This window comes from Chloracidobacterium sp. N (genome assembly GCF_018304765.1).
GTDB classification, from domain to species: domain Bacteria; phylum Acidobacteriota; class Blastocatellia; order Chloracidobacteriales; family Chloracidobacteriaceae; genus Chloracidobacterium; species Chloracidobacterium aggregatum.
In genome coordinates this window covers 945304-970874 of record NZ_CP072642.1, presented here as the reverse complement: position 1 = coordinate 970874, position 25571 = coordinate 945304, and the positions used below count along the sequence as shown (strand labels likewise).

Here is a 25571-nt window from a genome sequence, read left to right as displayed (position 1 = left end):
TCGCTTTGATACTAACTAAGAATTTTCCGAATCAGTCAAGCCCACCCGCTGCTGTTCTCCAAGCCAGCGCACCAGCAAGGCAACCAGATGCGCGTTGGCGGCATCGTCGCGGACGGCAACCCGCACATAGCGGTCGTCCAGACCGACAAAATCCGTGCAGCGGCGGATGAGGACGTGGTGTGGTTCCAGCCAGCGGGCCAAATCCGTCCCTGTGCCGCGTGGCAGGCGGAGAAGCAAAAAGTTGGCCGCACTGGGAAACACCGTGCAGCCGAGTTCATCGAGGGCGTGGGCAAAGGTGCGCCGGGCGCACTCGGTACGCAGGCGCGTCCGGGAAGCAAAATCCTCATCGGCCAGGGCGGCCCGGGCGGCTTCGAGCGCCGGTACGCCGACGGGCCAGGCGGCCGTCTGACGGCGCAACTCCTGTGCCAGCGGCGGGTAGGCAACGGCGACCCCGACGCGCAACCCCGGCATCGTGTAGAACTTTGTCATCGAACGCAGGACGACGACATTGGGCAGGTTGGCGGCTTTCTGAATCAGGGAGTTTTCGGGCTGGTAATCCACAAAGGATTCGTCCAGCACGACCCGTACGCTGTGCTGGGCCACGGTACGGACGAACTCCAGCAGGTGCTCCGGCGGATAGGCGACGCCGGTTGGGTTGTGCGGTGTGTTGAGCAGGACCGTATCCACGCGCGTTTCGCGGATGAACGGCCCAAGCTGCCCGAAGTTGGGCTGAAAACCGTCTTCAGCACGCAGCGGCCAGGTGACGAGACAGGCGTTGACGGCCACGAGCGCCCGGCGGTACTCGGTAAAGGAAGGTTCCAGCAGCAGGACGCGCCGGGGACGCCAGATGCGCAAGGCATCAAAAAGCAGTCCCGATACGCCGTTGCCGACCACCACGGCTGCCGGATCGAGCCGATAGCGCTGTGCAAAACTGGCGCGCAGCGCCGTGTCGTCGGGGTAATGTGTCCAGTCTGCCTGCGCCACCGCCGACCTGACGGAAGCTGGCGGCCCCCAGGGATTGAGACTGGCGCTGAAGTCCAGCACGTCCGCCGGCGCAATGCCCAACCGCTGCGCCGCCTCGAAAACACGTCCACCATGTGCGAGTAACCACGGAGAAGGATTCATCGGGGCCCTCCCAGGCAGAAGATGAGCGCCGCTGCGAAGCCGAGCCAGGAGACCCGGGCCACGAGCCGCCGCGCCGTTTCAACAGCGACTATGTCCAGCGGACGGAGAGCCTGACCGAGAAAAGGTGTGACGTGGGGAACGCCGGCGTAGGTGTTGCGGCCGCCCAGGCGGACGCCAAGCGCGCCGGCCATGGTGGCTTCGGGATGCCCGGCATTCGGGCTGGCGTGGCGGTGCGCATCCCGCCACCACGTGGACAGCGCGCCGCGCCAGTCCGCGCCGCCAAGTGCAGCGGCGACCACCAGCAGCAGTGCCGTCAGCCGTGCCGGAAGCCAGTTGGCAAGGTCATCCAGCCGTGCCGCGAACTTGCCAAACCAGAAGTAGTGTTCGTCTTTGTGACCGATGCAGGAATCGAGGGTGTTGATGGCCTTGTAGGCCAGCGCCGCCGGAACGCCGCCCACAGCCAGATAGAACAAGGGCGCGATGATGCCGTCCGAGGCGCTTTCGGCCAGCGTTTCCACCGTTGCCCGGCAGACTTCGCTTTCACTGAGTTCGACAGTATCGCGTCCGACAATCCGCGCCACCCGCGCCCGCGCGCCCGGCAGGTCATGGCAAAGCAGACAGTCAACGACCGTGGCGGTTTCGTCCAGCAGGTCTTTGATCGCCAGCGTCGTGGCGGCCAGATAGACCATGACCATGGCGCCAAAGGTCGGCGACCAGGCACACAGGCTGCGCAAAGCCAGCCAACTGCCGCCATAACTGAGACCCACCAGCGCCAGTGACAAGCCGGTTCCGGCCAGAAACAGGCTGGCCGGCCCTGCGGTCAACGGGCGCAGTCCCTGCTCGCCGATGGTAATGAAGCGTCCCATCCAGCGTACGGGATGGGGCAGCCACGGCGGATCGCCAATGAGGCGGTCAAGGGTGTAGGCGGCAATCAGGAACAGCGGCGACATCAACGCTTCCGTGGCCCACGTTGACAAGACGGGCCAAGCCAGTCAGGGCGTCAAAAGCCCCGGCAACTTCAGTCGCACGCACTGGAAAGCAAACAGGCGAGGAACCTGCGCCCAAAAAGGGCACGGGTCGGCAGACTGTTGGCCGCGCAGCTCCTTCCGCGAGAAGCTTTCCGTGCGCGTGGCTCTGGGCAGGTCTCCTGACTTCGCCGTTTCGCGCCGCGCCTTCCCACGCTGGTGCGCAGTGGCTCACTGAGGAAATGGCGCGAAACCTGATGTTGGCGTCACAGTGGCGGGACCGTGCGGGATTTGCACCCGCTTCCCTATTCTCCCGTTCGCTTGCTTGAAGCAACGGGCACCCAAAACCAAAAGAACCTTACTCTGCAGACAAGCTATATCCTGAAACAGACGGACGCAAGAGAAACAGACGGACGCAAGAGCCAGCTTGAACGTGTGGCCGGTACGCACACGGGAAGGAACGGCGCAGATACCGCTTTCGGCCCCGGCGTGGAAATGCCTTGGGCAGCGATGGCCCGGAATCAGGAACCGGGTCAGGAAAATGGCCGGAATCAGAGGCCGGTCAGGCGGTCGGCAATGTATTCGCCTTCTGCTTCCGGCGTAGGGACTTCCGCCGCCGGACGCGCTGGCGGAAGCGCTTTCCCGGAACTGCCATGCCCGTTGAGCCGTTGCCCACTCGCCGCAACCGCATAGGCCGGCTGGGCCGGCTGGGTTTGGACAACCGGCGCCGGCAGAATGGCTTTCTCGTGTACCAAATCCGCCTTACCACGGTGTTTGAGCGCCTCGATGAGAAAGTTCTCAAACATCCGCCGTCCGTCCCGGCTTTCGTTCCGGTGTTCCCACGGGCTGGGCAGCTTGCGCCAGTCCTCGAAGGATTTTTCGAGGTGAAACTGCACGCCATAGAGCAACTGCCCGTCGCCGCGTTTGACCATGATCTGGTTGCGGGTCAACTCGCTTTTGGCCAGCAACGAAAATCCGGGTGGCACGCGCTCCAGCATCAGCCCGTGGTTTTGCCACACCCGAAGCGTATTTTTCGGCAGCCGCCGCCCACGTTCGGTCAGGATGCCAGCAAACAGCGGGTCCTGTGGGCGCAGGACGTGGATGAGGTAATACTGGTACTCCCGCATGCGCTCGGTACGTTTTTCCCACGGGTTCAAACCGTCCAACGTCACCACCCGGACGCCAAACGCCTGCCCCATAATCTGATGTCCGCCACAGATGCCCAGCACGGGAACCGTCGTGCGCTGCAGAAAGGACTCCAGGTTGGCCATGAGTTTCGGATTGTAGAGATCAAAGTCGCGCAGCGTGCCGCTGATGATGATGGCATCGGGGTCAAAATCGGCGACCCGGGCATCCGTCAGCTCATTGAGGCGGACCACCAGCCAGTGTGGCTTGACAACCAGGTTGTTGATGTTCTGGGTGATGTTTCCGATGGCGAATCCAGCGATCTTGCGTTCTTCGGCAACCCACGCCTCGGCATCGAAGTTGGGTTCGTCCTTCGCTTTCTCGTTGAGGTCAGACATGCAGGCGATGAGATTATCCAGCACCAGCACCCGCATGTGCTCGATGCGTTGCACGATAGGCTCGAACTCACAGTAGTTTTTCCACTGTCGCGCCATAGAAACACAGTCCTTTCCTCGTCACGGGGACGCCGTTGGGGAACCATGGACAACCAACATCAAACCGTATTCGCTTACCGTAGCCAATCCGCCGAAGGTTTGTCAAAATACACACCGTGCATCCATCATCCTGACCGCACGCGGGATTGCACGACCACGGCCGTGCTGGGTATGCTGTTGGACGCATCTCCCTTCGCCGGCTCAAAAACCTGAACCCGTTTCAAGATAACGTACCATGGCTGTTTCTGTCACCGTACCCGACGCCCCTTCCACAATGGCCGAAACGCTGCTGCAAGACGCGCGTGCCCGCCGGGCCACCTTCCCGGACGACCAGTTTCACGGTTTTATGGCGGCCGTGACCTTCCGCGAAGGCAGCCACACCTTCACCGGCCACGTCACGCTGAAAACCATCCGCGACATCACCCTTGACCTTCCCGGCGCGAGCCAGGAGAGCCTGGAGTGGCTGCGCGGGGTGTTGGCGATGAACCTGGCGCACCGGCTGGAGCGCAGCGGCGGGATGCCCGTGCCGACCAACTATCCCGTGTTCATTGCCGAAGGCGAGGACAATGCCCTGGGGGTCAAAATCGTGTTCGAGGGCGACCCGCTCGGCTCCAGCTACCGGATTCAGGATGGCGTCATCACCGAAGTTTGCCGGCAGATGCACGGCTCGCGCTTCACCATCACCACGCTTGACGTGGTCATCACTGAAGACGGGCGTAACCTGCCCAGGCACTACGTTGTGACCTACTTCGATCCCGAAACCGGCCGGCTTTCGGGCGTGGCCCAGTACACGGAACACTACGCGCCCGTTGGCGGCATCCACCTGCCCACTTTCATCCGTATCATCGAAACCAACCAGGAAGGCATCACGACGGTTCGCGCCATCGAACTGCATGACCTTACCCTGCTGGCGGATTAAGTCTGATTGAGCCTGTATGACGCTTCGTGAACGCCTGCTTGCCGACCTCACCACGGCGCTGAAAACCAGGGACACCGCCCGCCTCGAAGCCCTGCGCATGGTGAAGGCGGCGCTTCAGAAACAGGAAATCGAGGTGCAGCACCAGCTTGACGATGCCGAAGTCATGGCGCTGCTTTCGACCCTGATCAAACAGCGCCGGGAAGCCGCCGAGTCCTTTGCCAAGGGCGGGCGCGCAGATTTGGCCGCCAGGGAACAGGCCGAACTGGAACTTCTGGAAAGCTACCTGCCGGCGGCCGTCAGCGCCGACGAACTGGAGACCATCGTCACGGCTGTCATTGCCGAAACCGGAGCCAGTTCACCCAAGGACATCGGCCGGGTGATGAAAGCCGTCATGGCCAGGCTGGCCGGACGCCGCGCCGACGGGAAAGCCGTCAATGACCTCGTGCGCGCCAAACTCTCCGCCTAAGCCATTATCTGAAAGGCCGATACCCATGGACGATCCGGCAACTTCCAGCGCCTGCCACCTCGTCGTGGACAGTTTGACCGAGGGCCTTGCCCGGCTTGTGCTCCACGACAACGACCGGGTGTATTTCGACTGTCCGGTGAGCCTGCTTCCGGCCGGGTTGCGCGAAGGCGATCACCTGCGTGTGACCTTCACACTCGACGAGGACGCCCGTCTGCGCGCCCAGGCCGAAGTCAAAACGCTGCTCCGCGAACTGACCCAGGGCCAGGACCCGGACCAGAAAGATTTTTATCTCTGAATGGGGAAACCACCGTGGTGACATACCGTGACGCCGGCGTGAATCTGGCGGCCGCTCAGGAAGCCAAGCGCCGCATCCGCCACCTGGCACAGACGACGTTCAACGCCCAGGTGCTCAGTGACATCGGCAGCTTCGGCGCACTGTTTCGCCCGACCTTTGCCGGCGCCACCGACCCGGTGCTCGTGGCCAGCGCCGACGGCGTTGGCACGAAGCTCAAAATCGCCTTTCTGACCGGCATTCACCACACCGTGGGTTACGATCTGGTTGCCCACTGCATCAACGATATTCTCGTTCAGGGTGCGCGCCCGCTGTTTTTTCTCGACTACATCGCCACGGGCCGGCTTGCCCCCAGTATCGTGGCCGCGATTGTGGACGGACTGGCCCGGGCCTGCCGCAACTTCGGCTGTCCCCTCATCGGCGGCGAAACGGCCGAGATGCCCGGTTTCTATGGCGATGGCGAGTATGACATCGCCGGCTTCATCGTTGGCTGGGTGGACCGTCCCCACATCATTGACGGGAAAACCATCCGCCCCGGCGATGTCGTTCTGGGCCTGCCCTCGGTAGGCTTACACACGAATGGCTACAGCCTGGCGCGGAAACTGTTTTTCGAGACGGCGCGCTACGAAACCGACACGCAGGTTGAAGCCCTGGGCTGTACGGTGGCCGAAGAACTTCTCAAACCGCACCAGTGCTATCTGCCGGCGCTCGAACCTCTGCTCGGCAGCGGACAGGTGAAAGGGCTGGCGCACATTACCGGCGGCGGTCTGCTTGACAACCTGCCCCGTATCCTGCCTGAAGGATGTGCGGTTGAACTTCGGCGCGGGAGTTGGCCCATCCTGCCGGTCTTTTCCCACCTCGTCGCCCTGGGGCAGCTTCCTGAAGAAGAAAGCTACCGGGTGTTCAACATGGGAATCGGCATGGCGCTGGTCGTGGCCGCAGGCGACGCCGAGGCCGTTTCCCAAAACCTGCGCGCGCGCGGCTATGAAGTCTTCACGATTGGACAGATCATCGCCGGCGATCAGACGGTGCGGCTGACGTGAGAGCTGACTTGAGCCGGGCGGGAACAACGCGCACGCCTGGCAGCGGAGGTGTATCCGATGCCCCTGCATCCACAAGCAGAAGCTTTTCTCAACCAGATGGCAGCGCTGGGCAATCCGCCCATGTGGACGCTGACGCCGGAGCAGGCGCGGGCGTCCTTCCTCGCGCTCCGGGCCCTGGCCGGGCCGCCGGAACCTGTGGCCCGCATCGAGGAACGGCGCATTCCGGGCAGCCAGGCTGAAATTCCCGTTCGCCTGTACGCGCCGCCGAGCGACCAGCCGTTGCCTATCACGCTCTACTTCCACGGCGGCGGGTTCGTCATTGGCAATCTCGACAGCCACGACAACGTCTGCCGCATTCTGGCCAACCGGACTCCGACGCTGGTGGTCTCGGTGGACTACCGGCTGGCCCCGGAACATCCCTTCCCGGCAGCGCCCATTGACGCTTACGACGCCCTGCAATGGACGGCCGCCCACGCGGCCGAACTGGGCGGCGATCCGGCGCGGATTGCCGTTGCGGGCGACAGCGCTGGCGGCAACCTGGCCACCGTGGCCGCCCTGATGGCGCGCAATCGCAAGGGAAAGCTGCCGGTGTTCCAGTTGCTCGTCTATCCTGTGACCGATGTCACCCACAGCCAACCGTCCTATGAGGCTTACGGCACAGGCTACCTGCTGACGAAAGAAACCATGCAGTGGTTTTTGCGCCACTACGTCCCGGCCGACCAGGACCGGCGGCATCCCTATCTCTCACCGCTCTTTGAAAAAGACCTGTCCGGGCTGCCTCCGGCGCACATCATCGTGGCTGAGTACGACCCCCTGCGGGACGAAGGCACAGCGTATGCCCGGCGCCTTGAAGCCGCCGGTGTGACCACCTCGGTTTCCTGCTATGCCGGCATGCTGCACGGCTTTTTCGCGCTGACGGGCTTGTTTGACGACGCTTCCCGCGCCCTCGATGAATCGGCAGCCGCGCTGCGCCGGGCCTTCGGTACGCTGTCATGACGCACTGGTGGCAAAGTCTTCTGGAAAACATCCATCCACCGCAGCCGGTCTGGGCAGAAAAGGCAGCAGTGCGGCAGGCCAGCCTTGTCAAACCGCCGGGCAGTCTCGGCCGCTTGGAAACCCTGGCAGCCCGGATAGCTGCCATTCAGGCGACGGAAACCCCACAGTCCCGGCCACGGGCAATTGTGGTTTTTTGCGCCGACCATGGCATCTGTGCCGAAGGCGTCAATGCGTTTCCAACACGGATCACCCACCAGCACCTGCACAACTTCATCGGCGGCGGGGCAGCGATTGCTGTTCTCGCCAGACTCACCGGCAGTGAACTCGTCATCTGTGATGTCGGCATTGACGCCGATGTTTTGCACCTGCCTGGTATCCGGCACAGCAAGGTACGCCGTGGGACGCGCAACTTTGCCCACGAACCGGCCATGACGCCGGAGGAATGCGCCGCCGCCCTGCACGCTGGCTACACAACGGTGTCCGAACTTCGTCAACGGGGCATCCGGGCCGTGGCGATTGGTGAAATGGGCATTGGCAACACGACGGCGGCAGCCGCGGTCACGGCGGCCCTGACCGGCAAGCCACCCGAACTGGTGACAGGCCGTGGCAGCGGACTTTCACCGGAAGGCGTCGCGCACAAGGCGGATGTCATCCGGCACGCCCTCGAACGCCATCGCCTGCGCCCCGATGCTCCGTACGACATCCTGGTGAACGTTGGGGGGCTTGATCTGGCCGCCATGTGTGGGGCGTTTCTGGGGTGTGCGGCTGAAGGACTCGTGGCTGTTGCCGACGGATACGTTTCGACGGCCGCCGCAGCCGTAGCCGTCGCCCTGGCACCGGCGGCGCGCGAGTTCATGGTGTTTGGGCATTGTTCGGCCGAGCCGGGGCATCAGGTGCTGCTTGATTTGCTGGGAGTGACGCCGCTCTTGCAGCTTGACCTGTGTCTGGGCGAAGCCAGCGGCGCGGCTTTGGCATTTTCAATTCTCGATGCAGCATGTAGCCTGCACGTAGGCATGGTGACCTTTGCTGAGGCCCAGATGGGCTAAAGTCACGCAACCCCAACCAAACATGTGAGCCAGACCTATGCCCCAGCCCGATACGGCGTCCGAGTCATCCCTGGTAGGGAGCATCATTGACAACAAGGTTCGGCTGGAAGCCATCCTGGGACAGGGTGGCATGGGTGCAGTGTATCGCGGCCGCCATCTGCTCCTGGAGCGGACCGTAGCCGTCAAAGTCCTGCGTTCGGAAATTCTGACGGTTGAAGGCTCACTCGAACGTTTCTTCCGGGAAGCACGCACGGCGGCTGCCACCGAACACCCCAACATCGTCACGGTTTATGATTTCGGCAAGCTTCCTGACGGCGGCGCTTACCTGATTCTGGAGTTTGTCGAGGGCAAGGGACTACGCCATATCCTGCTGGAACAGGGGGTACTGCCACCCCCGCTGGCGCTCCCGATTCTGCGCGAAGTCTGTGCCGCCGTTGAGTTTGCCCATCGCCGCAACATCATCCACCGCGATCTCAAGCCGGACAACATCATGCTCAAGCGGCGGGATGACGGCAGCACCACGGTCAAGGTTCTCGACTTCGGGCTGGCCAAAACCGTCGAAGAGGCTGAAACTTCGTCGAGTATCACGCGCACGGGTGAACTGGTGGGAACACCGGCCTACATGTCACCCGAACATTGCAGCGGCGAGGACCTGGATGCGCGGTCTGACCTCTACAGTCTGGCCGTGATTGCCTACGAGATGCTGGTTGGGCAACCGCCGTTTCGGGGGCGGGTTGCCGCCATTCTCACGGCGCAGATTCAGAAGCCGCCGACACCACTCCGGGAACTCAACCCCGACGTGCCTCCGGTACTGGAAGAAGCCGTCCTGACGGCGCTGGCCAAAAAGCCCTCCGACCGCCCGGACTCGGTGGCTGACTGGTGGAACCGTCTCGAAGCAGCCTACGCCGCGGCCTATGGCGCGAAGCCCAGTCCGGTCATTCCCCTTTCCCTGCCAACACCAACACCGTTCAAGGCGCCGACGGATGACAGCACACTGGCGGCGGAAGCAGGCCCGGCCCAGAAAGCCACCCTTCAGGGCAGCAGTCTTCAACCCACTCCGGCCACACAAGACACGGTGGGAGGGACCTTTGCCATCGGAAACCCCGTGGGCACTGACGGGCCGGCTTCATCGTCGGTGTCATCATCCCCTCTGAGCCAGGTCCCGGCGGCTCCCACGCCGAGAGCCGGAACGGGCACACTGGCTATCGGCGCGGCGTCCACACCGGCGCCGGAGATGGTCACGGTTCAGACCGTGACCACGGCCAAGGCCCCCGAATCGCGCTCCAGGGCAGTTCAGCGGCTGGGTATTGTGGGCGGTATCTCGGCCGTACTGCTGGTTGGGGGGCTGGTGGCAACAAGCTGGATGCGCCCTACGGCTCCGGTGACATCCCCTGTCGAAAGACCGGCTGTTACAGCACCGCCAGTTACGGACGGGCCATCCCCGGACACCAGCCCTGCTGCCAATCCGTCGGGAGAAAACCATTCAGCCGCTTCATCACCATCAGCGACCACACCAGCCAACCCGCCAGGGGAAACAGTGCCTGCTGCTCCACCAGCCACAACTCCTGCCGCCCGCCGTTCCCCAACAACCAATAAAGCCCGGAACGAAGCGGAAGCGGCACGCCCGCCCCAACCACCCGCCGAAACACCCGCTCCTCCACCCTCCCGACCACCTGCGGAAGCCACCCGCACGGAGCCGCCGTCCACGCCTCGCCCACAACCCGGCCCTGGGACTGCGCGCGCCCCACGCGCTGAGCAGCGTCAGGCCGAAAGACGTGAGGAAAGACGCGAAAAACGCCGTTTCTGGGAAATCTGGAAAATCGGACGCGACAAAGACGACAAGGACAAAGACAAACGTCGTCCGCGTGACTGACACACACCATGCCCAGCCTGCTTGTCACCGGCGCAGCCGGATTGCTTGGCCGCCACGTTGCTGAAGCCTGCCACCAGCACTACGAGGTCATCGCTCTGCGCCGCTCTGAGCTGGACATCAGCGACGCGGCAGCCGTACGCGCTTGTCTGAAGCAATACCATCCGGCCGTCATCATCAACTGCGCCGCCATGACGAACGTGGATGCGTGTGAAACCGAGCGCGCCGCCGCCTTTCTCCACAACGCGGACGGCCCCCGTCACCTGGCTGAAAATGCCATGGCCATCGGGGCCTACTTCATTCACATCAGCACCGACTACGTCTTTGACGGCACCAGCCCACTCCCCTACCAGCCGACGAGTCCTCCCAACCCCATTTCGGTCTATGGCGCGTCCAAGCTGGCGGGGGAGCAGGCCGTGCACAGCGTTTCACCGGATTTCGCCGTCGTGCGGGTAGCCGGGCTTTTTGGACACGGCGGCAAGAACTTTGCCAGCGTGATTGGCGACCTGCTCACCCGTCCCGGCGTCGTCAAAGGCATCACCGACAACCGCATTCTTCCGAGCTACGCAGCCGACGTTGCTCTGTACCTGCGCTGTCTGGCGGAAGCCCGCGCTGGCGGGCTGTTTCATGCCGTCAGCGCCGGAGAACCCTGTAGCTGGTACGATTTTGCCGCTCTGGCACGTGCATGGCTTGGCTCCCACGCCCAGGCTACGCTGGTTGGTGTGACGGAAGCCGAGTTGCGCCGCCCGGCAAAGCGCCCGATGTCGTGCGTCCTGGCACACTCGGCGGATGCTTCCCGTGGGCTGCCGGTACTGCGCGACTGGCGCGACGCTTTGGCTGAAAGTCTGGCAGTATGGAAAACCTGACCCTGACCGCCATTACCGGGCTGCGCGTCGGACACTTCACCGACACGCGCCGTCCGACCGGCTGTACCGTCGTGTGTTTCGACCGTCCGGCCGTGGCGGGTGTGGACGTGCGTGGCGGCGCGCCCGGCACCCGTGAAACGGATGTTCTGGCGCCGCTCAACCTCGTCGCCCAGGTGCACGCCATCGTTCTGGCCGGAGGCAGCGCCTTCGGTCTGGAAGCGGCGACCGGCGTCGTCCGCTACCTGCGGGAGCAGGGCGTTGGTTTTGACGTTGGTGTGGCGCGGGTGCCGATTGTCCCGGCGGCCATCCTGTTTGACCTGCACACCGGCGATCCGGCGATATATCCCGATGCTGAAGCGGGCTACCAGGCTTGCCTGGCCGCCACGACAGCTCCGGTTGCCGAAGGGAACGTTGGGGCCGGCGCAGGGGCAACGGTCGGCAAGCTGCTCGGTTTTGCCCGCGCCTCACGGGGCGGTATTGGCAGTTTTCAGCGCACGCTCCCCAACGGCGTATGCGTCGCTGCCCTACTGGCTGTCAATGCTGTCGGCGACGTCCGGCATCCTCAAACACAGCAGATCATCGCCGGCGCACGGCTGGAGGATGGCCGCTTTGCCGACCTTGCCGCATGCATCCGCGACGGACGCATCACCCGTTTTTCGCCGCTGCCGCCGGCCAGCCACACGACCATCGGGGTCGTGGCCACCAACGTTCCCCTTTCCAAGGTTGAACTCACAAAAGTCGCCCAGATGGCCCACGACGGGCTGGCCCGGACGATTTTCCCCGTCCACACGCCCTTCGACGGTGACACCCTCTTTGCCGTCTCCGTCGCCGCGCCCGACCTGCCGGCGACGGTAACGGATGTTGGCTGCCTGGGAACGCTTGCGGCGGAAGTCGTGGCTGAAGCGGTCGTGCGTGCCGTGACACCTGCGCCATCTCCGGCAGCACAGGTTGCGCCGGTGGCTGCCCCGTGAAATCAATCCCTTCGCCCCCCGTACCATGTGTGTGAGGAACAGGATTCATGCCCACTTACGAAGGTATCGTGGCAGTTCTGGGCGCCAACGGCGGCACCGGACGGGAAGCCGTGGCGCGCTTGCAGCATTATGGCATCCCGGTCCGCGCCATTGCCCGGTCAGAAGCCAAGCTGAAGGAAGTCGCCAGGCCGGGCGTGGAAACGGCCGTGGCGGATGTCCGGGACCCGGCCGGACTGGAAAACGCGCTGCGCGGTGTCCGGGCGGTCATCAACTGTGTTGGCACGCGCGTCGGCTTTGCCAATACGGGCAAGGGTCTTGCCGACTTCTTCGGTTTTGGCGACGACGGCGCTGACGCTGTGGACAACCGTGGCACCGTCAATGTGCTGGAAGCGATGAAGCGGGTCGGAGCCGAACATATCGTCATCGTCACCTCGATGCTCATCAACCAACCGCTCAACCCGTTCAGCCTCATGATGAAGCCCTTTGGCGACATCCTCACGATGAAGGACAAGGCCGAAAAGGCCGTTCGTACGTCGGGACTGCGCTACACCATCGTGCGACCGGGCGGATTGACCAACCAGCCTCCGCTCCAGAAAGGCATCAGGGTGGCTCCGGCCGATGCCCTTTCGAGTGGCTCCATTCCACGTGCTGATGTGGCTGAAGTCTGCGTTCAGGCACTGTGGACGGACACGGCCTACGGCAGGACACTGGAAATCGTTTCTGACGACACGCCTCCGGTCAGCGACTGGCGTGCCTTTTTTGCTTCTGTTCCGCCCGATGCCGTGGCGGCTCGGTCCGCGGTGGCGTCCAGCGTTTCCTGAAGCCTGACGTTGCCCCGGCTTCAGACGGTCAGCACGGTGATGGCCAGTTTGCCGTAATCGGCGGCCGTCACCTTTTGCAGCCCGGCGGCCTCGAAAAGCGCATCCAGCTTGGGGCGCGTGAAAAATGTCAGCCCGCCCATGGAAGACAGCGCCGCCCGTACGATGAGCGGTGGATCGAGCTGGTTCATGACGAAGTACCGTCCGACTTCGGGTTGCAGGACGCGCCGCCCCTCCTTCAACACAGCCAGCGCATCGCGGTACTCATTGAGTGAGCCACCGCAGGCGATGCCCCGCACCGTGGCCTCCGCCAGCGGCAGCGCGGACATATCCGCCCGCAGCCAGAGCATGGCTTCGGCGACGCCCTCACGGTTGGCGTAGGCACGGGCTTCTTCCAGCATCGCCAGCGAAAGATCGATCCCAATCACAAGTGAAGCTGTCCGGCCCTGCTCCAGGAGTCGTTTGGCTATCGGGCGTCCGTAGTAGCCCGTCGAACAGGCGGCATCGAGCCATAGCCCATCTTCAGCAAAGGTGGGTTCAAGGGCATCGAGCAGCAAGCCAATTTCGCGCGCTGGCGGAAATGCCTCCCCGGAAAGCAGCGACAGGGCGCGGGTTCGCCACAGGCGCTCATACACGGTTGCCGTCAGCTTCCATTGTCCCGTCAACTGGGCCAGCGTCAGCGCCGGGTGGACCGTCGGCAGGAAATCGGCAATTCCATCCTGCAACGGATACCGGGCGCTGCACTGACGGCAGGAAAACGTCCCGGTGCGGCGCACCCCCTCAAACTCGCCTTCAAAGACGAGGGCTTCGCCAGCGCACACCGGGCAGCGCAGGGCATGGAGGAGCGTCGTGAGCCGGGCGTTCACATTCAAACCTCGGCGTCAAAGGTGACGCTTACGAACGGGGATGCTTCAAACGCCGTGGCCAGCACCGCAGCGTTCAGTTCCCAGCAGTCGTTCCGGGTTACAACCGGCAGCCGTTGTTCCGGGCGTTGGCGTATCTGCGCTGCCTGGGGATTGACCCGGTAAGCCGGTGGAGGCAACGTGACGCACGGTGTGACGGGCAGGTGCACAGGGGCGTCCCCGATGGGGACAAGTACCAGCTCGGCCGCAGTGCCGTGGGCCCGCCAGAAACTCACCACGTGGGGCAGATTGGACTCGGCGCGGGCATAGTGGCCGTGGCGGAAAAGGGGCCGTCGTGCCAGGTCCAGCAGTGCCTTGAAGTACGTTTGAAGAGCCACATCCGGCTCGTGGTGGTGCAGCGGCCAGATGCGCTGAACGGGGATTTTTTCCGTGACGCCCTCCATCTGTCCCTGATGAATGAGAACGCCGCCCGGCAGCAGGCACACCAGCGCCGCCGCGCGCCGATTGGCCAGCGGCGAAAGACGCGCCGCCGCCCGTTCCTCATCGTGATTTTCGGTAAAGCGGAGCGTGTTTTTGAGAAAAAGTTCGGAGACCGAGCGCAGCCGTTCAGCCACAGCACGAGGCGCATCATGTGCCACGAGACCATCGAGCAGCCGCTTGTCGTAGGCATAATCGAAACCCAGCGAGAGCAGTTTCAGCTCGGTATCCCAGTAGGCTTCGGCAATCAGGACGAAATCGGGATTGGCGCGCTTGGCCGCTGCAATGGCTTCATCCCAGAACTCACCCGGCATGGCGCGGTCAAAGACTTCCTGGGGCAGCCGCGGATACCACTGGCGACGGATTTGGTCACGCAGCAGCAGCATGGCCATGTCGCACCGGACGCCATCGCAAAGCGTTGCCAACCGAACGAGCGTGTCGCGCATGTGGGCCCGCGTGCCAGCTACGGTGTAGTCAAGTTGCACCGTGTCTTCCCAGCCAGCGAAGTGTGGGTCCTTGCCATGTGCCAGGCAGCGTCCCGATGGATGCCAGTAGTAGTCGTCGCGGTATTCATCGCGCCACTCCGGGTTGCTGTGCATGAAGTATTCCGGGTGCGTCAGAATGAGCGGTGTGTCACGGGCAAAGTGATTGGGGATGAAATCAAGCACCAGCCGCAGCCCATGGCGGTGAGCGCGCCGGCGGAGCGCCGCAAAATCCGCTTCGTCGCCAAGCTCCGGGTTGAAATGGTAGTCACTGATGGCGTAGGGCGAGCCGACAAAGTCCGGGGCATGGCGCTTTGACATCATCACCCCTTCGGGGCCGATGGCCCACACGCCCATCAGCCACAGGGTATCAAAGCCAAGCGCGGCATAGTCCTGTAACTGGCGCTCGCTGATGTCGGCAAAGCGTTGCCCATTGAGGCGGGCATTGATTTCATACAAAAGCATCGCTCACCACGATGAAGAAGCAGAATCGGGACGCGGGCGGGGGGATGCGGCCGACGATAAACAAAGTCAGCCCTGGCCGCTACTGCTTTTGTGCCATAAGCCAGTCAAAAGCGGCTTTGGCCACAGTAGCACCGTCACCGAAAGCCGTCGAAAGGCTCGACAGCAGCGGTCGCGTTGTATCGCCACAGGCCCAGACGCCGGGACAGGAGGTTGCCCCGTGGCGGTCCGTGATGAGATAGCCTTCGGCGTCACGCTCTACCTGGCCGGCAACCAGGTCCGTTCCCGGCACAACCCCCAGGGCCAGAAAGACGCCGGACACCGGGATGGCCTGTTGGTGCGGAGCCGCGCCCGGCGCGTCCTGTTCCACAATGACGCGCTCAACCTGGTGTTTTCCCTCGATGGCAAGCAGTCGCGTATGCGTCATGACGCGAATCCGGGGATGCGTCAACACGCGATCGCGGTAGAGAGGACGCGCCCGAAACGTCCCGGAGCGATGCACCAGTGTCACCCGACAACCGGCTTCATCGAGGATAAGGGCCTCCTCAAACGCGCCGTCCCCACCGCCGACGATGATGACTTCCCGGCCGGCGTAGCGCCCCTTGTCGCGGGTGGCTGAAGTGCTCACCCCGCGGCCGGCAAACTCGCGTTCACCGGGTACGCCCAGCCGGCGCTTGCGTACGCCGAGCGCCAGCACCAGAGCGCGTCCGGTGAGGGTTTCCGTCTCATTGACGATGACCTTCCGGGCGGCACAATCCACCTGCGTCACCAAGGCACTTGTCCGAAAACGTATGCCTTCGCGTACGAGGTGAATTGTCAGCCGCTCGGCGATGTCCGTGCCAACGAGTCCGTAAAATCCCGGACAGTCCACCGACTGGTTGTAGCTGCGCAGCAACTGCCCGCCGAGGTGGGCACCGGCTTCCAGCAGCAGCGGGTCCAGACCCAGCCGCTTGCCCCACAGGGCGGCGGCAATGCCAGCCGGGCCACCGCCCACAATCAGCAGGTCAGCCTGTGCGTCATTATCCATCGTGCGATTCCATGACGCAGCTCAGTCGGCCAGCAGCAGCTTGGCAATCGTGTTGAGCTGCATAAATGACGTGCCTTCGTAAATCTTTCCGATCTTGGAGTCGCGGAAGTATTTCTCGACCGGATACTCTTTGGTGAAGCCGTAGCCGCCGAAGATTTCGACAACCTGGGAAGTGACACTCTCCGCCACCTGTGACGCAAACCATTTCGTCATGGCGGCTTCCTTGACGAACGGCTGGCCGGCATCCCGCAGGCGCGCCGCATTGTACACCATCAGGCGGGCAGCCTCGATATGCGTGGCAAGTTCGGCAATCTGGTGCTGAATGGCCTGAAAATCGGCAATGCGTTTGCCAAACTGCACCCGCTCCTTGGCATAGCGGATGCCGTGCTCCAGCGCACCGGCTGCGACGCCGACCATCTGGGCGCCAATGCCAATCCGCCCTTCATTCAGCGTCTCGATGGCAATCTTGTAGCCCTTGCCAATCTCACCCAGAACATTCGACTTTGGCACGCGGCAGTTTTCCAGAATCAGCTCACAGGTCGAAGACGCCCGGATGCCCAGCTTGTTTTCCTTCTTGCCAACCGAAAAGCCGGGCATGTCGCGCTCCACCAGAAAGGCCGTGATGCCTTTGTAGCCGGCTTCCGGGTTGACCGTCGCAAAGACAATGAACAGCCCGGCTTCCGCGGCATTCGTAATCCAGAGCTTGCGTCCGGTGAGTTCCCAAAAGTCGCCCTTGTCCACGGCGCGGCAGCTCAGGGCAAAGGCATCGCTGCCGGAACCGGCTTCGGAAAGGGCATACGAGGCCAGCATGTTTGTGGCCAGTCTGGGCAGGTACTGTTTCTTCTGCTCCGGCGTCCCCCAGCGCAGCAGTGCATTGTTGACGAGCGTATTCTGGACATCCACGATGACCGCGGCTGAAGCGTCCACCTTGCCCAGTTCCTCAACGGCGAGCGTGGCCATGAAAAACGTCCCGCCCGACCCTTCGTACTCGACCGGAATCTCGACGCCCATCAGCCCCAGTTCAAAACACTGGTCCAGAAGCGAGGTTTCAAACACACCGTCTTCATCCATGCGGGCCACGTGCGGACGGATGCGTTCACGGGCAAAATCGGCAACACTGTCACGAAACATGCGCTCGTCTTCGGAGAGGGTGGTCAGCGCCGGAACAGGTGACGCCACCGGGACAGGTGCAGCAGCAGACATCGCAGAACTCCTTTTGGCAAATGTGAGATAAGCAACGTTTTCCCTGTATAACACGGCCGGTTGGAAAACCGAATCAGAGTCCGAAAGTTCACTCCAAACCGCCCGTGCGTCTGGCCGGGTGGCTGACGACTTGCGTCAGCGTCAGGACTGACGGCATCATGGCGGCCAGCCTTGGTCAGGACAGGCAGGGCCTTTGGAATTCCCCCAGTGCCACAAAGGAGACACCATGACACCTGACGGCCCGGTTGCCATCATGGTACGGCTTACGGCCCGTCCGGGCTGCGAGGAGAAGGTTCTTGGCGCGGTTAGTGCGCTCATCGAACCCATCCGCCAGCATCCCCACTGCCTCTACTATGACTTTCACGTGCGGGCTGATGACCCGGCATGTTTTGTGTCCTATGAGGTATGGACGAGCCTGGAAAACTTCCGTACCCACCTTGCCTCCCCCTTCATTGCCGCCCTCCAGGAATCGGCACGGGAGCTGCTTGAATATCCCCTCGCCTACGACATCCTGTACAGTGTCAAGCCGGCCAGGGCGGGCGAGACCGTTCCCTTCGCCGAAGGGACCCAACCGTCGTGAATCCCCCGGTCTATGCGGCCAAGCAGCATTTGCACAAATACCGGCAGGCGCTTCTGCGGACGCTGTATGAAGTGACGGCCCGGGACATCGCAGCGCCATCCATCTTCGAGCCAGCCGCAAGCTATACCGACAGTTGGCATGAAGTCGGTGAGCTGGCCCTTCTGGTGTGGCAGTTGAGCGCGCTGGCCAGTGACCGCTTCGACGCCCATCCCCAGTGGGAGGCCGTCGCCAACGAGACGATGCGCTTTCTGGCGGAACACTGCGCCGGCTGTGGGAAACGGCTGGCGGCGCCGGTCGTGCGTTTCTGCCCGGACTGCCTGACAGCCCTCGATGCCCCGCTCCGCCACGCGCTCCAGGACAGTGAAGTTGCCCGGCAGATTGCGGCCTACCTTGCCGACCAGGACCCCACGGGCAGCGAAGACGATGCCTGACGGCGGACGGGCGTACATCCTGATTTTTCATGAAACGACCAGTTCAGGACCCCCGCACGGGGCGCTTCACCTATGCTGAAACCCCTGTCCCACGTCTGGCGCCGGGCGGCGCGGTGATTCGCGTCAGCCAGTGCCTGCTGCATGCCGCCGCCACGCTGGCGGCAAACGAAAGGCCGGCCGCGCCCGAAGCCCGCACCGGCACGGAAACGACGGCGCTGGCGCCGGCGGCCAAACCCGAGGCCAAACCCGGACTGGTCCGCCGGATGTGGTCCTCCTTTCGGCAGGCAGGCTTCAAAAAGGCTTACGAAACCTTCGTCACGCGCAAGGTGACGCTCTTCAGCATCGAGTACGGCGGCGTCGGTGTCATCACGGCCGTTGCGCCCCGCAGTGGCTTCCAGATTGGACAGCGGGTGGCCTGGGTTGGCTACGGGCAGGACCTTCCGGGCCCGCTGGTTTTTGTCGCCACGAACCGCTTGGTGGCCATCCCGGAAGACGTGCCCGACGATCTGGCGCTGCTGGCGCTTCCGGGCGGCATTGCCTGGCGGGCCGTTGAGGCGGCTGAAGTGCGTCTGGGCCTGCCGGTGGGCGTTGGCGGGCAAAACGTGGCCGGACGACTGGCGCGTGGGCTGTGTCAGCTTGCCGGAGCCGATCTCTGTGACCTGGACGCCGCGCCACCCCGTGCGCAACGCCTCCCGGTGTTGATTGTCACCGACACAGCCGCCGCCGAATGCCTGACGCCGTGGCTTTCCAGTCTGGCCCAGCCACAGGCGCGCCTGATTGCCAGCCTGCCGATGCTGCCCGAAGCGGCCTGGGCCGCCTGTCGCGCCCAGGAAATGCAGATACAGTTTACCTGGTTTGGCGGACGCGGTGAGCAGGACCCGCTGGCGACGGCAGCCTCACCTCTTCCAGCCATGGAGGCCTTTCTGCGTTTTGTGACGGCACTGCCACCGCCCGCCCGGCCGGCCATCGAGCGTCATGACTTCAATGCCATTGATGCCGCCGTACAGGAAATGCTCCGCGCCGACACCGCGCCGGGTCGCGCCGTGGCTGTCACCTATCCGGCCACGGTTGAGGCGAGTCCGGCCGTCCGGTTCGATGTCGGCGTTGCGCGTCCCAAACTCAGCGGCATGGTCGGGCTGGCCGTGATTGCCGACACCGGACAGGACGCACTGCGGGAAATCATCCCTTCCAGACAGGTTCGCGTGACGGGCGTCGTGGCGCCCACCCCGGAAAAGGCGCGGCAGCTTGTGAAAACCTTCGATGCCGAATACGGCACGAATGACGTGTCGCCCCTGGGTTCGGACGGCAAGACCGACGTGGTGCTGCTGGGACGCACCGGGGACGCCTTTCGTCTTGCCTGTGAGGTTTTGCAGGGCCGGCTGCCGCTTTTTCTGACCCAGTTGCCTACGGATGAGGAAAGCGAACTGGAGGAAGTGTTCCGGCTGGCCATGGCGCAGGATGTGCCGCTGATGATTGGCTTTGCCCGGCTGACGACGCCGGCTTTTGCTGAATTGAAGCGGCTGCGCACGGAGGCTCCGTCCTGGCTGCGATATGACTTCCATGCCACCTGCCCGGCGCCCTCTGCCGAAGCGACATTGCGGCTGGCCGAAGCCGTTCTGCTGGCCATGAGCTTCACCGACAGCGTCCCGGAGCGGCTCTACGCGCAGGAAGTCAGTCATGAACGCCTGACGACCCTTGCCCTGACACTGGCACTCGCCGATGGGAGCAGCATTCACATCAGCGCCACTTTTGGAGCAGAAAGCCCACGTGAACGGCTGGCCGTCCAGACACCGGCTGGCTACCTTGAGCGCGAAGACCTTACGCCGTCACCTGCCAGCCAGCGGGCTTGTTTCGAGGGCTTTCTCCGGGACCTGGCCGAGGGGCGGGCCCCCACCTTCCCGGTCATCCGCCTGCAGCAGGCTGTCCGAACGGCGCTGCGCATCCGCGACTCCCTGGCCTTCGGCACGGTCATTGGACTGTCGGCGGCAGGTTAGGCCGTGCTTCTAGGGAGAAGAAGGCTTGGCGCGCCGTGAGCGGCTTTTCTTCAGCGGGGGGGCATCGGCGGCCTTGACAATCCGTGGTTGGGGAGCCGCCGGTGCCGGTTTGACCTCTGGCGTCTCCGGTGCTGCGGGAGACGCCTTGGAGGCGGAAGCGGCTGCCGTCGCTGGCGCGGAAGTGGTAGCAGAAGGACGTTTGACAGCTTCAGGGACAAGCGTCGGCGGGTCGTCTTCCTCCGGGTGCGCAGTCTCAGTGCCAGTTGTTCCAAAGCTGCGGATGGCGGCTTCCTCGTCGGTCCAGATGTCGAACACACTGTCCAGCTTTGACACGGTGAGGATTTGCCGCACGGCCTGCGAGGGATTGAGCAGTTTGAGCTTGCCACCAGCACGTTCCGCGTGGTGATAGCACTCGATGAGTGACCCGACACCGGTGCTGCTGATGTAGCTCACACCGCGCAGGTCAATGAGAAAGTTGGCGTGGCCGGAGGCAATGAGGTCGTCCACGCGCGTTGTCAACTCTTCCTGTGCCGTACTGGGAGCCAGGCGTCCCACGACTTCCAGGACACAGATACCGTTGACCTTTTTTTCCAGACGGTAGCGTGTCGGACGCCGGGCAAGCGGGCGTCCTGCTCCGCTGTCATTTTCAGAAGATTTCATGACTTGCGCGCCGCCGGGGAGAGGTAAAAGCTCCTACTCGGCCCTTGAAAAGCTTGGCTGATTACACGCTTGTGTACGGCTACACTAGCGAGCGTAATGCGCTGCGTCAACCTTTTCGGCAGGAAAAGGCGCGGGTTGCCCGGCCGCCAGCGCTCCGGCCGGGCAAAACAGCAAGGGCGCCAGCCTGCCGACTCGCGCCCTGACCACATTCCACCGTGCCGTTGAGGTCGCTACTTGGCCTCTTTGTATTCCACGTGCCGCCGCACTTTGGGGTCATACTTTTTCAGCACGAGACGCTCATTGGTGTTTTGCTTGTTTTTTTCCGTGTAGTAGCAATGTGAACTGGCCGAACTCTGCAACTTGATGTTGATGCGCTTGCTTGCCTTTGCCATGAAGCGAGACCTCCTTTCTTTGCCTGACTCACAAGGTTGGGAAGACAACCGAAGCCACCGAGTGTTGTCATTTTGGGCAGGTGGGTCAAGTCTTTTTGGTCACAGCCAGCACTTCGGAAATCACGACCCCGGCAATGGTCAGCAGGCCGCCCACCAGCTCACGGCTGCCAAGCCGTTCAACGCCGGCCAGAAACGCGATGAGTGAGGCAAACACCGGTTCGAGCGTCAACGTCAGGGCCGTCTGTGTTGCGGAAACATGCCGCTGCGCCCAGGTTTGCAGGCGATAGCAGAGAATCGTGCCAAACATCACCAGATAGAGCAGCTCCCCCACCTGGTAGGCCGTCATGGACAACGGCCGCAGTTCCGGGGTCAGTACATCCGGCAGCGGCAGGGCAAGCTGCACCCAGCCGGCCACCGCCAGCCAGCCGGCCACGGCCACGAGCACGGAGACGCCAAGTTGCACGATGTTGAGACTGTCCACATCCGACTGCCCGGCATAACGCTCCATCAGGACGATGTGCACAGCAAACGGGACGGTGCACCCGAACGATACGGCATCACTCCAGCGCCAGCCACGGGATGCCTCATCGGGAAAGCACAGCAGGGTAAACCCGATGAAGGCCACACCGAGGCCCAGCAGATTGGCCGCCGTCGGCCGCTGCTTTCCAAACCAGGCCCCAAACAGCGGAACGAGCAACACACTTGACCCGGTGATAAATGCCGCTTTGGAGGGACTACCGCTCCAGGCCAGCCCCTGCGCCTGCAGGACGTAGCCCAGCCCCAGAAAAACGCCGAGCCATAGCCCATGGATCAGGGTCTGAAAGGACAGCCGCCGCAATCGCCAGCCCCACACCAGCAACATCAGCCCCACGGCCAGCCCGAACCGCACCATGATGTAGCGCATGGGCGCGAGACTGCCGGGATGCGCCGGATTGGTGACATCCTGTGCCACGACAAACGTGCTGCCCCAGATCGCATTCGCCACGATCAGCCCCAGCAGCGCCCAGCGGTGCAGCGTCATGGCCGCCATCAGAAGGCTTCCCTTCTCGGCATCGGCCCCCGGATGAAACCGGCCGCAACGCCGCGCCGGGGATCGCTCAAGCGGACGGTGGGATCAATGTTCGAGCCACACGGAAGCGGACTGTCGCCACAGCGCGGAAAGATGCCCGGCCGGGGCACCGGCTGGTAGAGCTTCATGCCGTTGACCTCGGTGAGGACAACCGGAACCGGCGTCAGACGCGGCGGACGCACCAGCGGCAACTGCGAAGGAAACGGGAGCAGGCATAGCCCCACACTCCAGACCAGGAGCGGAGCCCACCGGGGGAACGTCCTCGAAAGCTGCGCCAGCCCCAATGCCAGCGGGACGACGAAGTAGCCGACACCAAACCGCAGCGACGGAGCCTGAAGCAGCACATAGGCACTTCCGAGCCATCCGGTTCCCAGCGCCCACATCCAGCTTGCCGGCATCGTCCGGCGCCGCGCCAGACAGACCAGCGTTGCCAGTCCGCTTCCGGCCAGCAGTCCGGCGGCGACAGGTTCATGCGTCGGCCAGCCCGGAAGCCAGTGCCAGTCCAGCCAGCCGTTGAGCGGACCTGTACTGTAGCGCGCCACAGCCAAAGCTCCCCAGTCCCAGCGCGCCTGATCACGAATCACGGTGGTCAGTGACCGGGGTATGCCGCTTGAGGACTGCCACGGGTTCATTTCATAGCGCCACACCACCGGCAGCGCCAGCAGCTTCGAGGGAAAGAAGGGACAGCCGGAAGTCAGCACCCGCGCCAGCGTCACCGGCAGAAGCGCCACACTTCCAAGGACAACGAAGGCGATGAGCGCCGTCCACCGGCGGCGGGGGGCTGACCTCCACACCAGCCAGCCGGCCAACAGCAGCAAGGGGATGGCCGTCAGCTTGATGGCAGCGGCTATTCCGGCCAGGGCGGCCACCGTCCAGTCCCGGCCCTGGCGGGCGGGCGGCGGCAGGGTTTCCCGGTCGAGCATCGCCCACAGTACGACGACAACCAGCGCCGCTGTCGGCACATCCGGCGATGAAGACGCCAGCAGCCCATCGGAAGTGCCCAGCGCGCCAATGCCCAGAGCCGTGGCCCAGATGAAAAACCAGTCGCCGGGGCGGCCTGTTCCACGATACAGCCGCCACCCGGCCAGTCCGGCCCCAACCAACCACAGCGCCAGAGCAAAACCACCGGCCAGCCCCGCCGCGCGGGTTTTCAGACCGCCGTGAACACATGGCGCAAAGAGGGCAAACCACGGCGAGGCATAGCCCAGTTGCACATCGAGCAGGGCCGTGCCTTTCACCACGCCATACTCGGCCAACCAGCGCATCGCGGGGTAGTGGTAAATCCCCGTGTCCACCAGGATGACGGGAGCGACGGCAACCGCTGCTGCCGCCAGCAGGGCCAAGGACAGCAGTCCGGCCGCCGCCGACCAACGCCACTTCCCCCATTCGGGCAGAAGCGGGTGGGCCGGCCGCATCCGCTGTAGTGCCAGAAGCAGGATGCCAGCGGTCAGGGCGGCGACCCAGGGCGTGAGTGGGAGCAGGAAGGCCGTGCTTAACCACAGGTTGGACAACACCCCGACCCCAAACCACAGGCTGATTGTGAACGGCTCAGACGTGCTGGAAAAGACAACCCCGGACAGGCAGATCCGCCCAATCACGCCTGCCAGCACAATCATGATGATCCAGATGGCAAGGGTAAGCAGCATGCCGCAGGCTTCAGTAATGCCCGGCCGGAGAGGTGGGATACCCGCAGGTGAGTCCGAAGGACACAGCCCGAAGACGGCTGGCAAACCATCCCCTCAGTCCGGTTGACCAAAACCATCCTGCTCCGCGACCGAACGATGTATATTCGGGGACAAACCTGATTGCACCTGCGCCACCGGGCTTTTCATTGGTCCCGGCACATGTGGAGTCACCCGTCCGCAAATCTGCATCTGAAAGCATAGGTTATGAGCCAAGCCACCTTTCATATCGCCGTCATTGGGTGTGGTCACTGGGGGCCGAACCACATCCGCACATTTTCGGCTTTTCCCGAAGCCAGGGTTGTGGCGGCCGCGGATGTCAGCCGCCAGAACCTGGAGCGGGTGGGTCGGGCCTATCCGGGCCTCGCCCTGTTTGAAGACTACCGCCGGATGCTCGCCGAAACCGACATTCACGCCGTTGTCATCTCCACGCCGACGAACACGCACCATGCCATCGTCCGGGATGCGCTGCTGGCCGACAAGCACGTTCTGGTCGAAAAGCCGCTCTGTCGCACGGCGGAAGAAGGGGAGGAACTCGTCACCCTGGCAACCGAACGGAACCGGTTGCTGATGGTCGGGCAGGTCTTCCTGTTCAACCGTGGGATTCTCAAGCTCAAGGAATACCTGCAATTCGGCGATCTGGGGCGGATTTACACCATGGTTTCGACCCGTACGAACCTGGGGCCGATTCGCAAGGATGTCAATGCCGTCTATGACCTGGCTTCCCACGACATTGCCATTTTCGACTTTCTGACCGGCGCCACGCCAATCGAAGTTTCGGCTTCGGGCGCGGCCTATCTCCAGCCCGGCATCGAAGACCTGGCGTTCATCACCCTGCGCTATCCCAATGACCTGCTGGCGCATGTCCATGTGTCGTGGCTCAACCCGCGCAAGGTGCGTGAGATTACTGTCGTGGGCGACCGGAAGATGCTCGTCTGGGATGACCTCGCCACCATCGGGCCGCTCTGCATTTACGACAAAGGGGTGATCCGCGAGCCGTACTATGAAGATTACGGGCAATTCCAACTGCTTGCCCGTGAAGGTGACATCTCCATTCCGCGCATTCAGCTTGAAGAACCGCTCAAGGCGCAGGCGCGCTACTTCCTCGACGGGCTGCGGCGCGGCAGTCTGACGGTTTCCGACGGGAAAAGCGGGCTGGCGGTCGTTCGTACCCTTGAAGCCATTCAGGCTTCACTTGCCCAGCGTGGCGCCCCCATAGTCATCAGCCGGACAAAGCCGGCGTGAGCTGACAG

The 25571-nt window shown here is 63.4% G+C and carries 25 protein-coding genes and 1 riboswitch; of the genes, 14 read left to right on the top strand and 11 right to left on the bottom strand.

Going from position 1 to position 25571, the window contains the following annotated elements; all coding sequences use genetic code 11:
• Positions 1-15 precede the first annotated feature (15 nt).
• The 3 genes from cobD to J8C05_RS04070 form a co-directional block, all read right to left on the bottom strand.
• Positions 16-1125, bottom strand: a complete 1110-nt coding sequence (cobD, locus tag J8C05_RS04080; protein ID WP_211422911.1) for a threonine-phosphate decarboxylase CobD — start codon at positions 1123-1125, stop codon at positions 16-18.
• Complete coding sequence (cbiB, locus tag J8C05_RS04075) at positions 1122-2075, bottom strand: adenosylcobinamide-phosphate synthase CbiB (protein ID WP_211422910.1); 954 nt, start codon at positions 2073-2075, stop codon at positions 1122-1124. The genes cobD and cbiB overlap by 4 nt, the downstream gene beginning before the upstream one ends.
• Before the next feature lie 170 nt (positions 2076-2245).
• Positions 2246-2450: riboswitch (cobalamin riboswitch) on the bottom strand.
• Between the two features lie 191 nt (positions 2451-2641).
• Complete coding sequence (locus tag J8C05_RS04070; protein ID WP_211422909.1) at positions 2642-3709, bottom strand: type 1 glutamine amidotransferase; 1068 nt, start codon at positions 3707-3709, stop codon at positions 2642-2644.
• Positions 3710-3944: 235 nt separating this feature from the next.
• On the opposite strand from J8C05_RS04070, the gene J8C05_RS04065 reads away from it, so the two are divergent.
• From J8C05_RS04065 to J8C05_RS04020, 10 genes are read left to right on the top strand one after another with little or no spacing between them, the layout of a single operon-like run.
• Positions 3945-4628, top strand: coding sequence for a DUF3386 family protein (locus J8C05_RS04065; protein ID WP_211422908.1), 684 nt, complete (start codon positions 3945-3947; stop codon positions 4626-4628).
• A 16-nt stretch (positions 4629-4644) separates the two neighbouring features.
• Positions 4645-5094 carry a GatB/YqeY domain-containing protein gene (locus J8C05_RS04060; RefSeq protein ID WP_211422907.1) on the top strand — a complete coding sequence of 150 codons (450 nt, stop codon included), beginning with the start codon at positions 4645-4647 and terminating at the stop codon, positions 5092-5094.
• Between the two features lie 25 nt (positions 5095-5119).
• A complete protein-coding gene (locus J8C05_RS04055) occupies positions 5120-5389 on the top strand; it encodes a DUF3006 domain-containing protein (RefSeq protein WP_211422906.1) in 270 nt (89 codons plus the stop codon).
• A 14-nt stretch (positions 5390-5403) separates the two neighbouring features.
• Positions 5404-6429 carry a phosphoribosylformylglycinamidine cyclo-ligase gene (purM, locus tag J8C05_RS04050; RefSeq protein WP_211422905.1) on the top strand — a complete coding sequence of 342 codons (1026 nt, stop codon included), beginning with the start codon at positions 5404-5406 and terminating at the stop codon, positions 6427-6429.
• Positions 6430-6486: 57 nt separating this feature from the next.
• Positions 6487-7425, top strand: coding sequence for an alpha/beta hydrolase (locus J8C05_RS04045; protein ID WP_211422904.1), 939 nt, complete (start codon positions 6487-6489; stop codon positions 7423-7425).
• On the top strand, positions 7422-8471 hold the full coding sequence (gene cobT / locus J8C05_RS04040) for a nicotinate-nucleotide--dimethylbenzimidazole phosphoribosyltransferase (RefSeq protein ID WP_211422903.1): 1050 nt from the start codon (positions 7422-7424) through the stop codon (positions 8469-8471). Before J8C05_RS04045 ends, cobT begins: the two co-directional genes overlap by 4 nt.
• Before the next feature lie 37 nt (positions 8472-8508).
• Positions 8509-10344 carry a serine/threonine-protein kinase gene (locus J8C05_RS04035; RefSeq protein ID WP_211422902.1) on the top strand — a complete coding sequence of 612 codons (1836 nt, stop codon included), beginning with the start codon at positions 8509-8511 and terminating at the stop codon, positions 10342-10344.
• A gap of 8 nt (positions 10345-10352) precedes the next feature.
• Complete coding sequence (gene rfbD / locus J8C05_RS04030) at positions 10353-11207, top strand: dTDP-4-dehydrorhamnose reductase (protein WP_211422901.1); 855 nt, start codon at positions 10353-10355, stop codon at positions 11205-11207.
• Positions 11195-12178 carry a P1 family peptidase gene (locus J8C05_RS04025; RefSeq protein WP_211422900.1) on the top strand — a complete coding sequence of 328 codons (984 nt, stop codon included), beginning with the start codon at positions 11195-11197 and terminating at the stop codon, positions 12176-12178. Before rfbD ends, J8C05_RS04025 begins: the two co-directional genes overlap by 13 nt.
• A gap of 47 nt (positions 12179-12225) precedes the next feature.
• A complete protein-coding gene (locus J8C05_RS04020) occupies positions 12226-12999 on the top strand; it encodes an SDR family oxidoreductase (protein WP_211422899.1) in 774 nt (257 codons plus the stop codon).
• Between the two features lie 20 nt (positions 13000-13019).
• On the opposite strand, the gene J8C05_RS04015 is transcribed toward J8C05_RS04020, so the two are convergent.
• The 4 genes from J8C05_RS04015 to J8C05_RS04000 form a co-directional block, all read right to left on the bottom strand.
• The gene (locus J8C05_RS04015; RefSeq protein ID WP_211422898.1) at positions 13020-13862 is read right to left on the bottom strand and encodes a methyltransferase domain-containing protein; all 843 of its coding nucleotides are present in this window, start codon (positions 13860-13862) and stop codon (positions 13020-13022) included.
• Between the two features lie 2 nt (positions 13863-13864).
• On the bottom strand, positions 13865-15283 hold the full coding sequence (locus J8C05_RS04010) for an alpha-amylase family glycosyl hydrolase (protein ID WP_211422897.1): 1419 nt from the start codon (positions 15281-15283) through the stop codon (positions 13865-13867).
• 79 nt (positions 15284-15362) lie between these two features.
• The gene (locus J8C05_RS04005; RefSeq protein WP_211422896.1) at positions 15363-16307 is read right to left on the bottom strand and encodes an NAD(P)/FAD-dependent oxidoreductase; all 945 of its coding nucleotides are present in this window, start codon (positions 16305-16307) and stop codon (positions 15363-15365) included.
• 21 nt (positions 16308-16328) lie between these two features.
• Complete coding sequence (locus J8C05_RS04000) at positions 16329-17510, bottom strand: acyl-CoA dehydrogenase (RefSeq protein ID WP_211422895.1); 1182 nt, start codon at positions 17508-17510, stop codon at positions 16329-16331.
• Positions 17511-17736: 226 nt separating this feature from the next.
• On the opposite strand from J8C05_RS04000, the gene J8C05_RS03995 reads away from it, so the two are divergent.
• Genes J8C05_RS03995 through J8C05_RS03985 form a run of 3 tightly spaced genes read left to right on the top strand, consistent with a single transcriptional unit; the run spans position 17737 to position 20515 of the window.
• Positions 17737-18090 carry a putative quinol monooxygenase gene (locus tag J8C05_RS03995; RefSeq protein WP_211422894.1) on the top strand — a complete coding sequence of 118 codons (354 nt, stop codon included), beginning with the start codon at positions 17737-17739 and terminating at the stop codon, positions 18088-18090.
• The gene (locus tag J8C05_RS03990) at positions 18087-18521 is read left to right on the top strand and encodes a hypothetical protein (RefSeq protein WP_211422893.1); all 435 of its coding nucleotides are present in this window, start codon (positions 18087-18089) and stop codon (positions 18519-18521) included. Before J8C05_RS03995 ends, J8C05_RS03990 begins: the two co-directional genes overlap by 4 nt.
• A gap of 29 nt (positions 18522-18550) precedes the next feature.
• Entirely contained in the window at positions 18551-20515 is a 1965-nt protein-coding gene (locus tag J8C05_RS03985) for a hypothetical protein (RefSeq protein ID WP_211422892.1), read from the top strand.
• A gap of 9 nt (positions 20516-20524) precedes the next feature.
• Here the strand turns inward: J8C05_RS03985 and J8C05_RS03980 are convergent, their stop codons facing one another.
• The 4 genes from J8C05_RS03980 to J8C05_RS03965 form a co-directional block, all read right to left on the bottom strand.
• Positions 20525-21175, bottom strand: a complete 651-nt coding sequence (locus tag J8C05_RS03980; protein WP_211422891.1) for an STAS domain-containing protein — start codon at positions 21173-21175, stop codon at positions 20525-20527.
• A gap of 230 nt (positions 21176-21405) precedes the next feature.
• Positions 21406-21567, bottom strand: a complete 162-nt coding sequence (gene rpmG, locus J8C05_RS03975; protein WP_058866422.1) for a 50S ribosomal protein L33 — start codon at positions 21565-21567, stop codon at positions 21406-21408.
• An 85-nt stretch (positions 21568-21652) separates the two neighbouring features.
• Complete coding sequence (locus tag J8C05_RS03970) at positions 21653-22597, bottom strand: DMT family transporter (protein WP_211422890.1); 945 nt, start codon at positions 22595-22597, stop codon at positions 21653-21655.
• Positions 22597-24282, bottom strand: a complete 1686-nt coding sequence (locus J8C05_RS03965; protein ID WP_211422889.1) for an LIC_10190 family membrane protein — start codon at positions 24280-24282, stop codon at positions 22597-22599. Before J8C05_RS03965 ends, J8C05_RS03970 begins: the two co-directional genes overlap by 1 nt.
• 243 nt (positions 24283-24525) lie before the next feature.
• Between J8C05_RS03965 and J8C05_RS03960 the strand changes: the two genes are divergently transcribed.
• The gene (locus tag J8C05_RS03960; protein WP_211422888.1) at positions 24526-25563 is read left to right on the top strand and encodes a Gfo/Idh/MocA family protein; all 1038 of its coding nucleotides are present in this window, start codon (positions 24526-24528) and stop codon (positions 25561-25563) included.
• Positions 25564-25571: the final 8 nt, after the last annotated feature.

Coding starts and splice junctions, on each gene's coding strand:
- J8C05_RS04065 (WP_211422908.1), top strand. CDS start 3,945: ATGGCTGTTTCTGTCACCGTACCCGACGCCCCTTCCACAATGGCCGAA.
- J8C05_RS04055 (WP_211422906.1), top strand. CDS start 5,120: ATGGACGATCCGGCAACTTCCAGCGCCTGCCACCTCGTCGTGGACAGT.
- cobD (WP_211422911.1), bottom strand. CDS start 1,125: ATGAATCCTTCTCCGTGGTTACTCGCACATGGTGGACGTGTTTTCGAG.
- J8C05_RS04000 (WP_211422895.1), bottom strand. CDS start 17,510: ATGTCTGCTGCTGCACCTGTCCCGGTGGCGTCACCTGTTCCGGCGCTG.
- J8C05_RS04060 (WP_211422907.1), top strand. CDS start 4,645: ATGACGCTTCGTGAACGCCTGCTTGCCGACCTCACCACGGCGCTGAAA.
- J8C05_RS03985 (WP_211422892.1), top strand. CDS start 18,551: ATGAAACGACCAGTTCAGGACCCCCGCACGGGGCGCTTCACCTATGCT.
- J8C05_RS04020 (WP_211422899.1), top strand. CDS start 12,226: ATGCCCACTTACGAAGGTATCGTGGCAGTTCTGGGCGCCAACGGCGGC.
- J8C05_RS03980 (WP_211422891.1), bottom strand. CDS start 21,175: ATGAAATCTTCTGAAAATGACAGCGGAGCAGGACGCCCGCTTGCCCGG.
- J8C05_RS04045 (WP_211422904.1), top strand. CDS start 6,487: ATGCCCCTGCATCCACAAGCAGAAGCTTTTCTCAACCAGATGGCAGCG.
- J8C05_RS04010 (WP_211422897.1), bottom strand. CDS start 15,283: ATGCTTTTGTATGAAATCAATGCCCGCCTCAATGGGCAACGCTTTGCC.
- J8C05_RS04070 (WP_211422909.1), bottom strand. CDS start 3,709: ATGGCGCGACAGTGGAAAAACTACTGTGAGTTCGAGCCTATCGTGCAA.
- rfbD (WP_211422901.1), top strand. CDS start 10,353: ATGCCCAGCCTGCTTGTCACCGGCGCAGCCGGATTGCTTGGCCGCCAC.
- J8C05_RS04005 (WP_211422896.1), bottom strand. CDS start 16,307: ATGGATAATGACGCACAGGCTGACCTGCTGATTGTGGGCGGTGGCCCG.
- cbiB (WP_211422910.1), bottom strand. CDS start 2,075: ATGTCGCCGCTGTTCCTGATTGCCGCCTACACCCTTGACCGCCTCATT.
- J8C05_RS03970 (WP_211422890.1), bottom strand. CDS start 22,597: ATGGCGGCCATGACGCTGCACCGCTGGGCGCTGCTGGGGCTGATCGTG.
- rpmG (WP_058866422.1), bottom strand. CDS start 21,567: ATGGCAAAGGCAAGCAAGCGCATCAACATCAAGTTGCAGAGTTCGGCC.
- J8C05_RS04025 (WP_211422900.1), top strand. CDS start 11,195: ATGGAAAACCTGACCCTGACCGCCATTACCGGGCTGCGCGTCGGACAC.
- J8C05_RS04035 (WP_211422902.1), top strand. CDS start 8,509: ATGCCCCAGCCCGATACGGCGTCCGAGTCATCCCTGGTAGGGAGCATC.
- J8C05_RS03960 (WP_211422888.1), top strand. CDS start 24,526: ATGAGCCAAGCCACCTTTCATATCGCCGTCATTGGGTGTGGTCACTGG.
- cobT (WP_211422903.1), top strand. CDS start 7,422: ATGACGCACTGGTGGCAAAGTCTTCTGGAAAACATCCATCCACCGCAG.
- J8C05_RS03965 (WP_211422889.1), bottom strand. CDS start 24,282: ATGCTGCTTACCCTTGCCATCTGGATCATCATGATTGTGCTGGCAGGC.
- J8C05_RS03995 (WP_211422894.1), top strand. CDS start 17,737: ATGACACCTGACGGCCCGGTTGCCATCATGGTACGGCTTACGGCCCGT.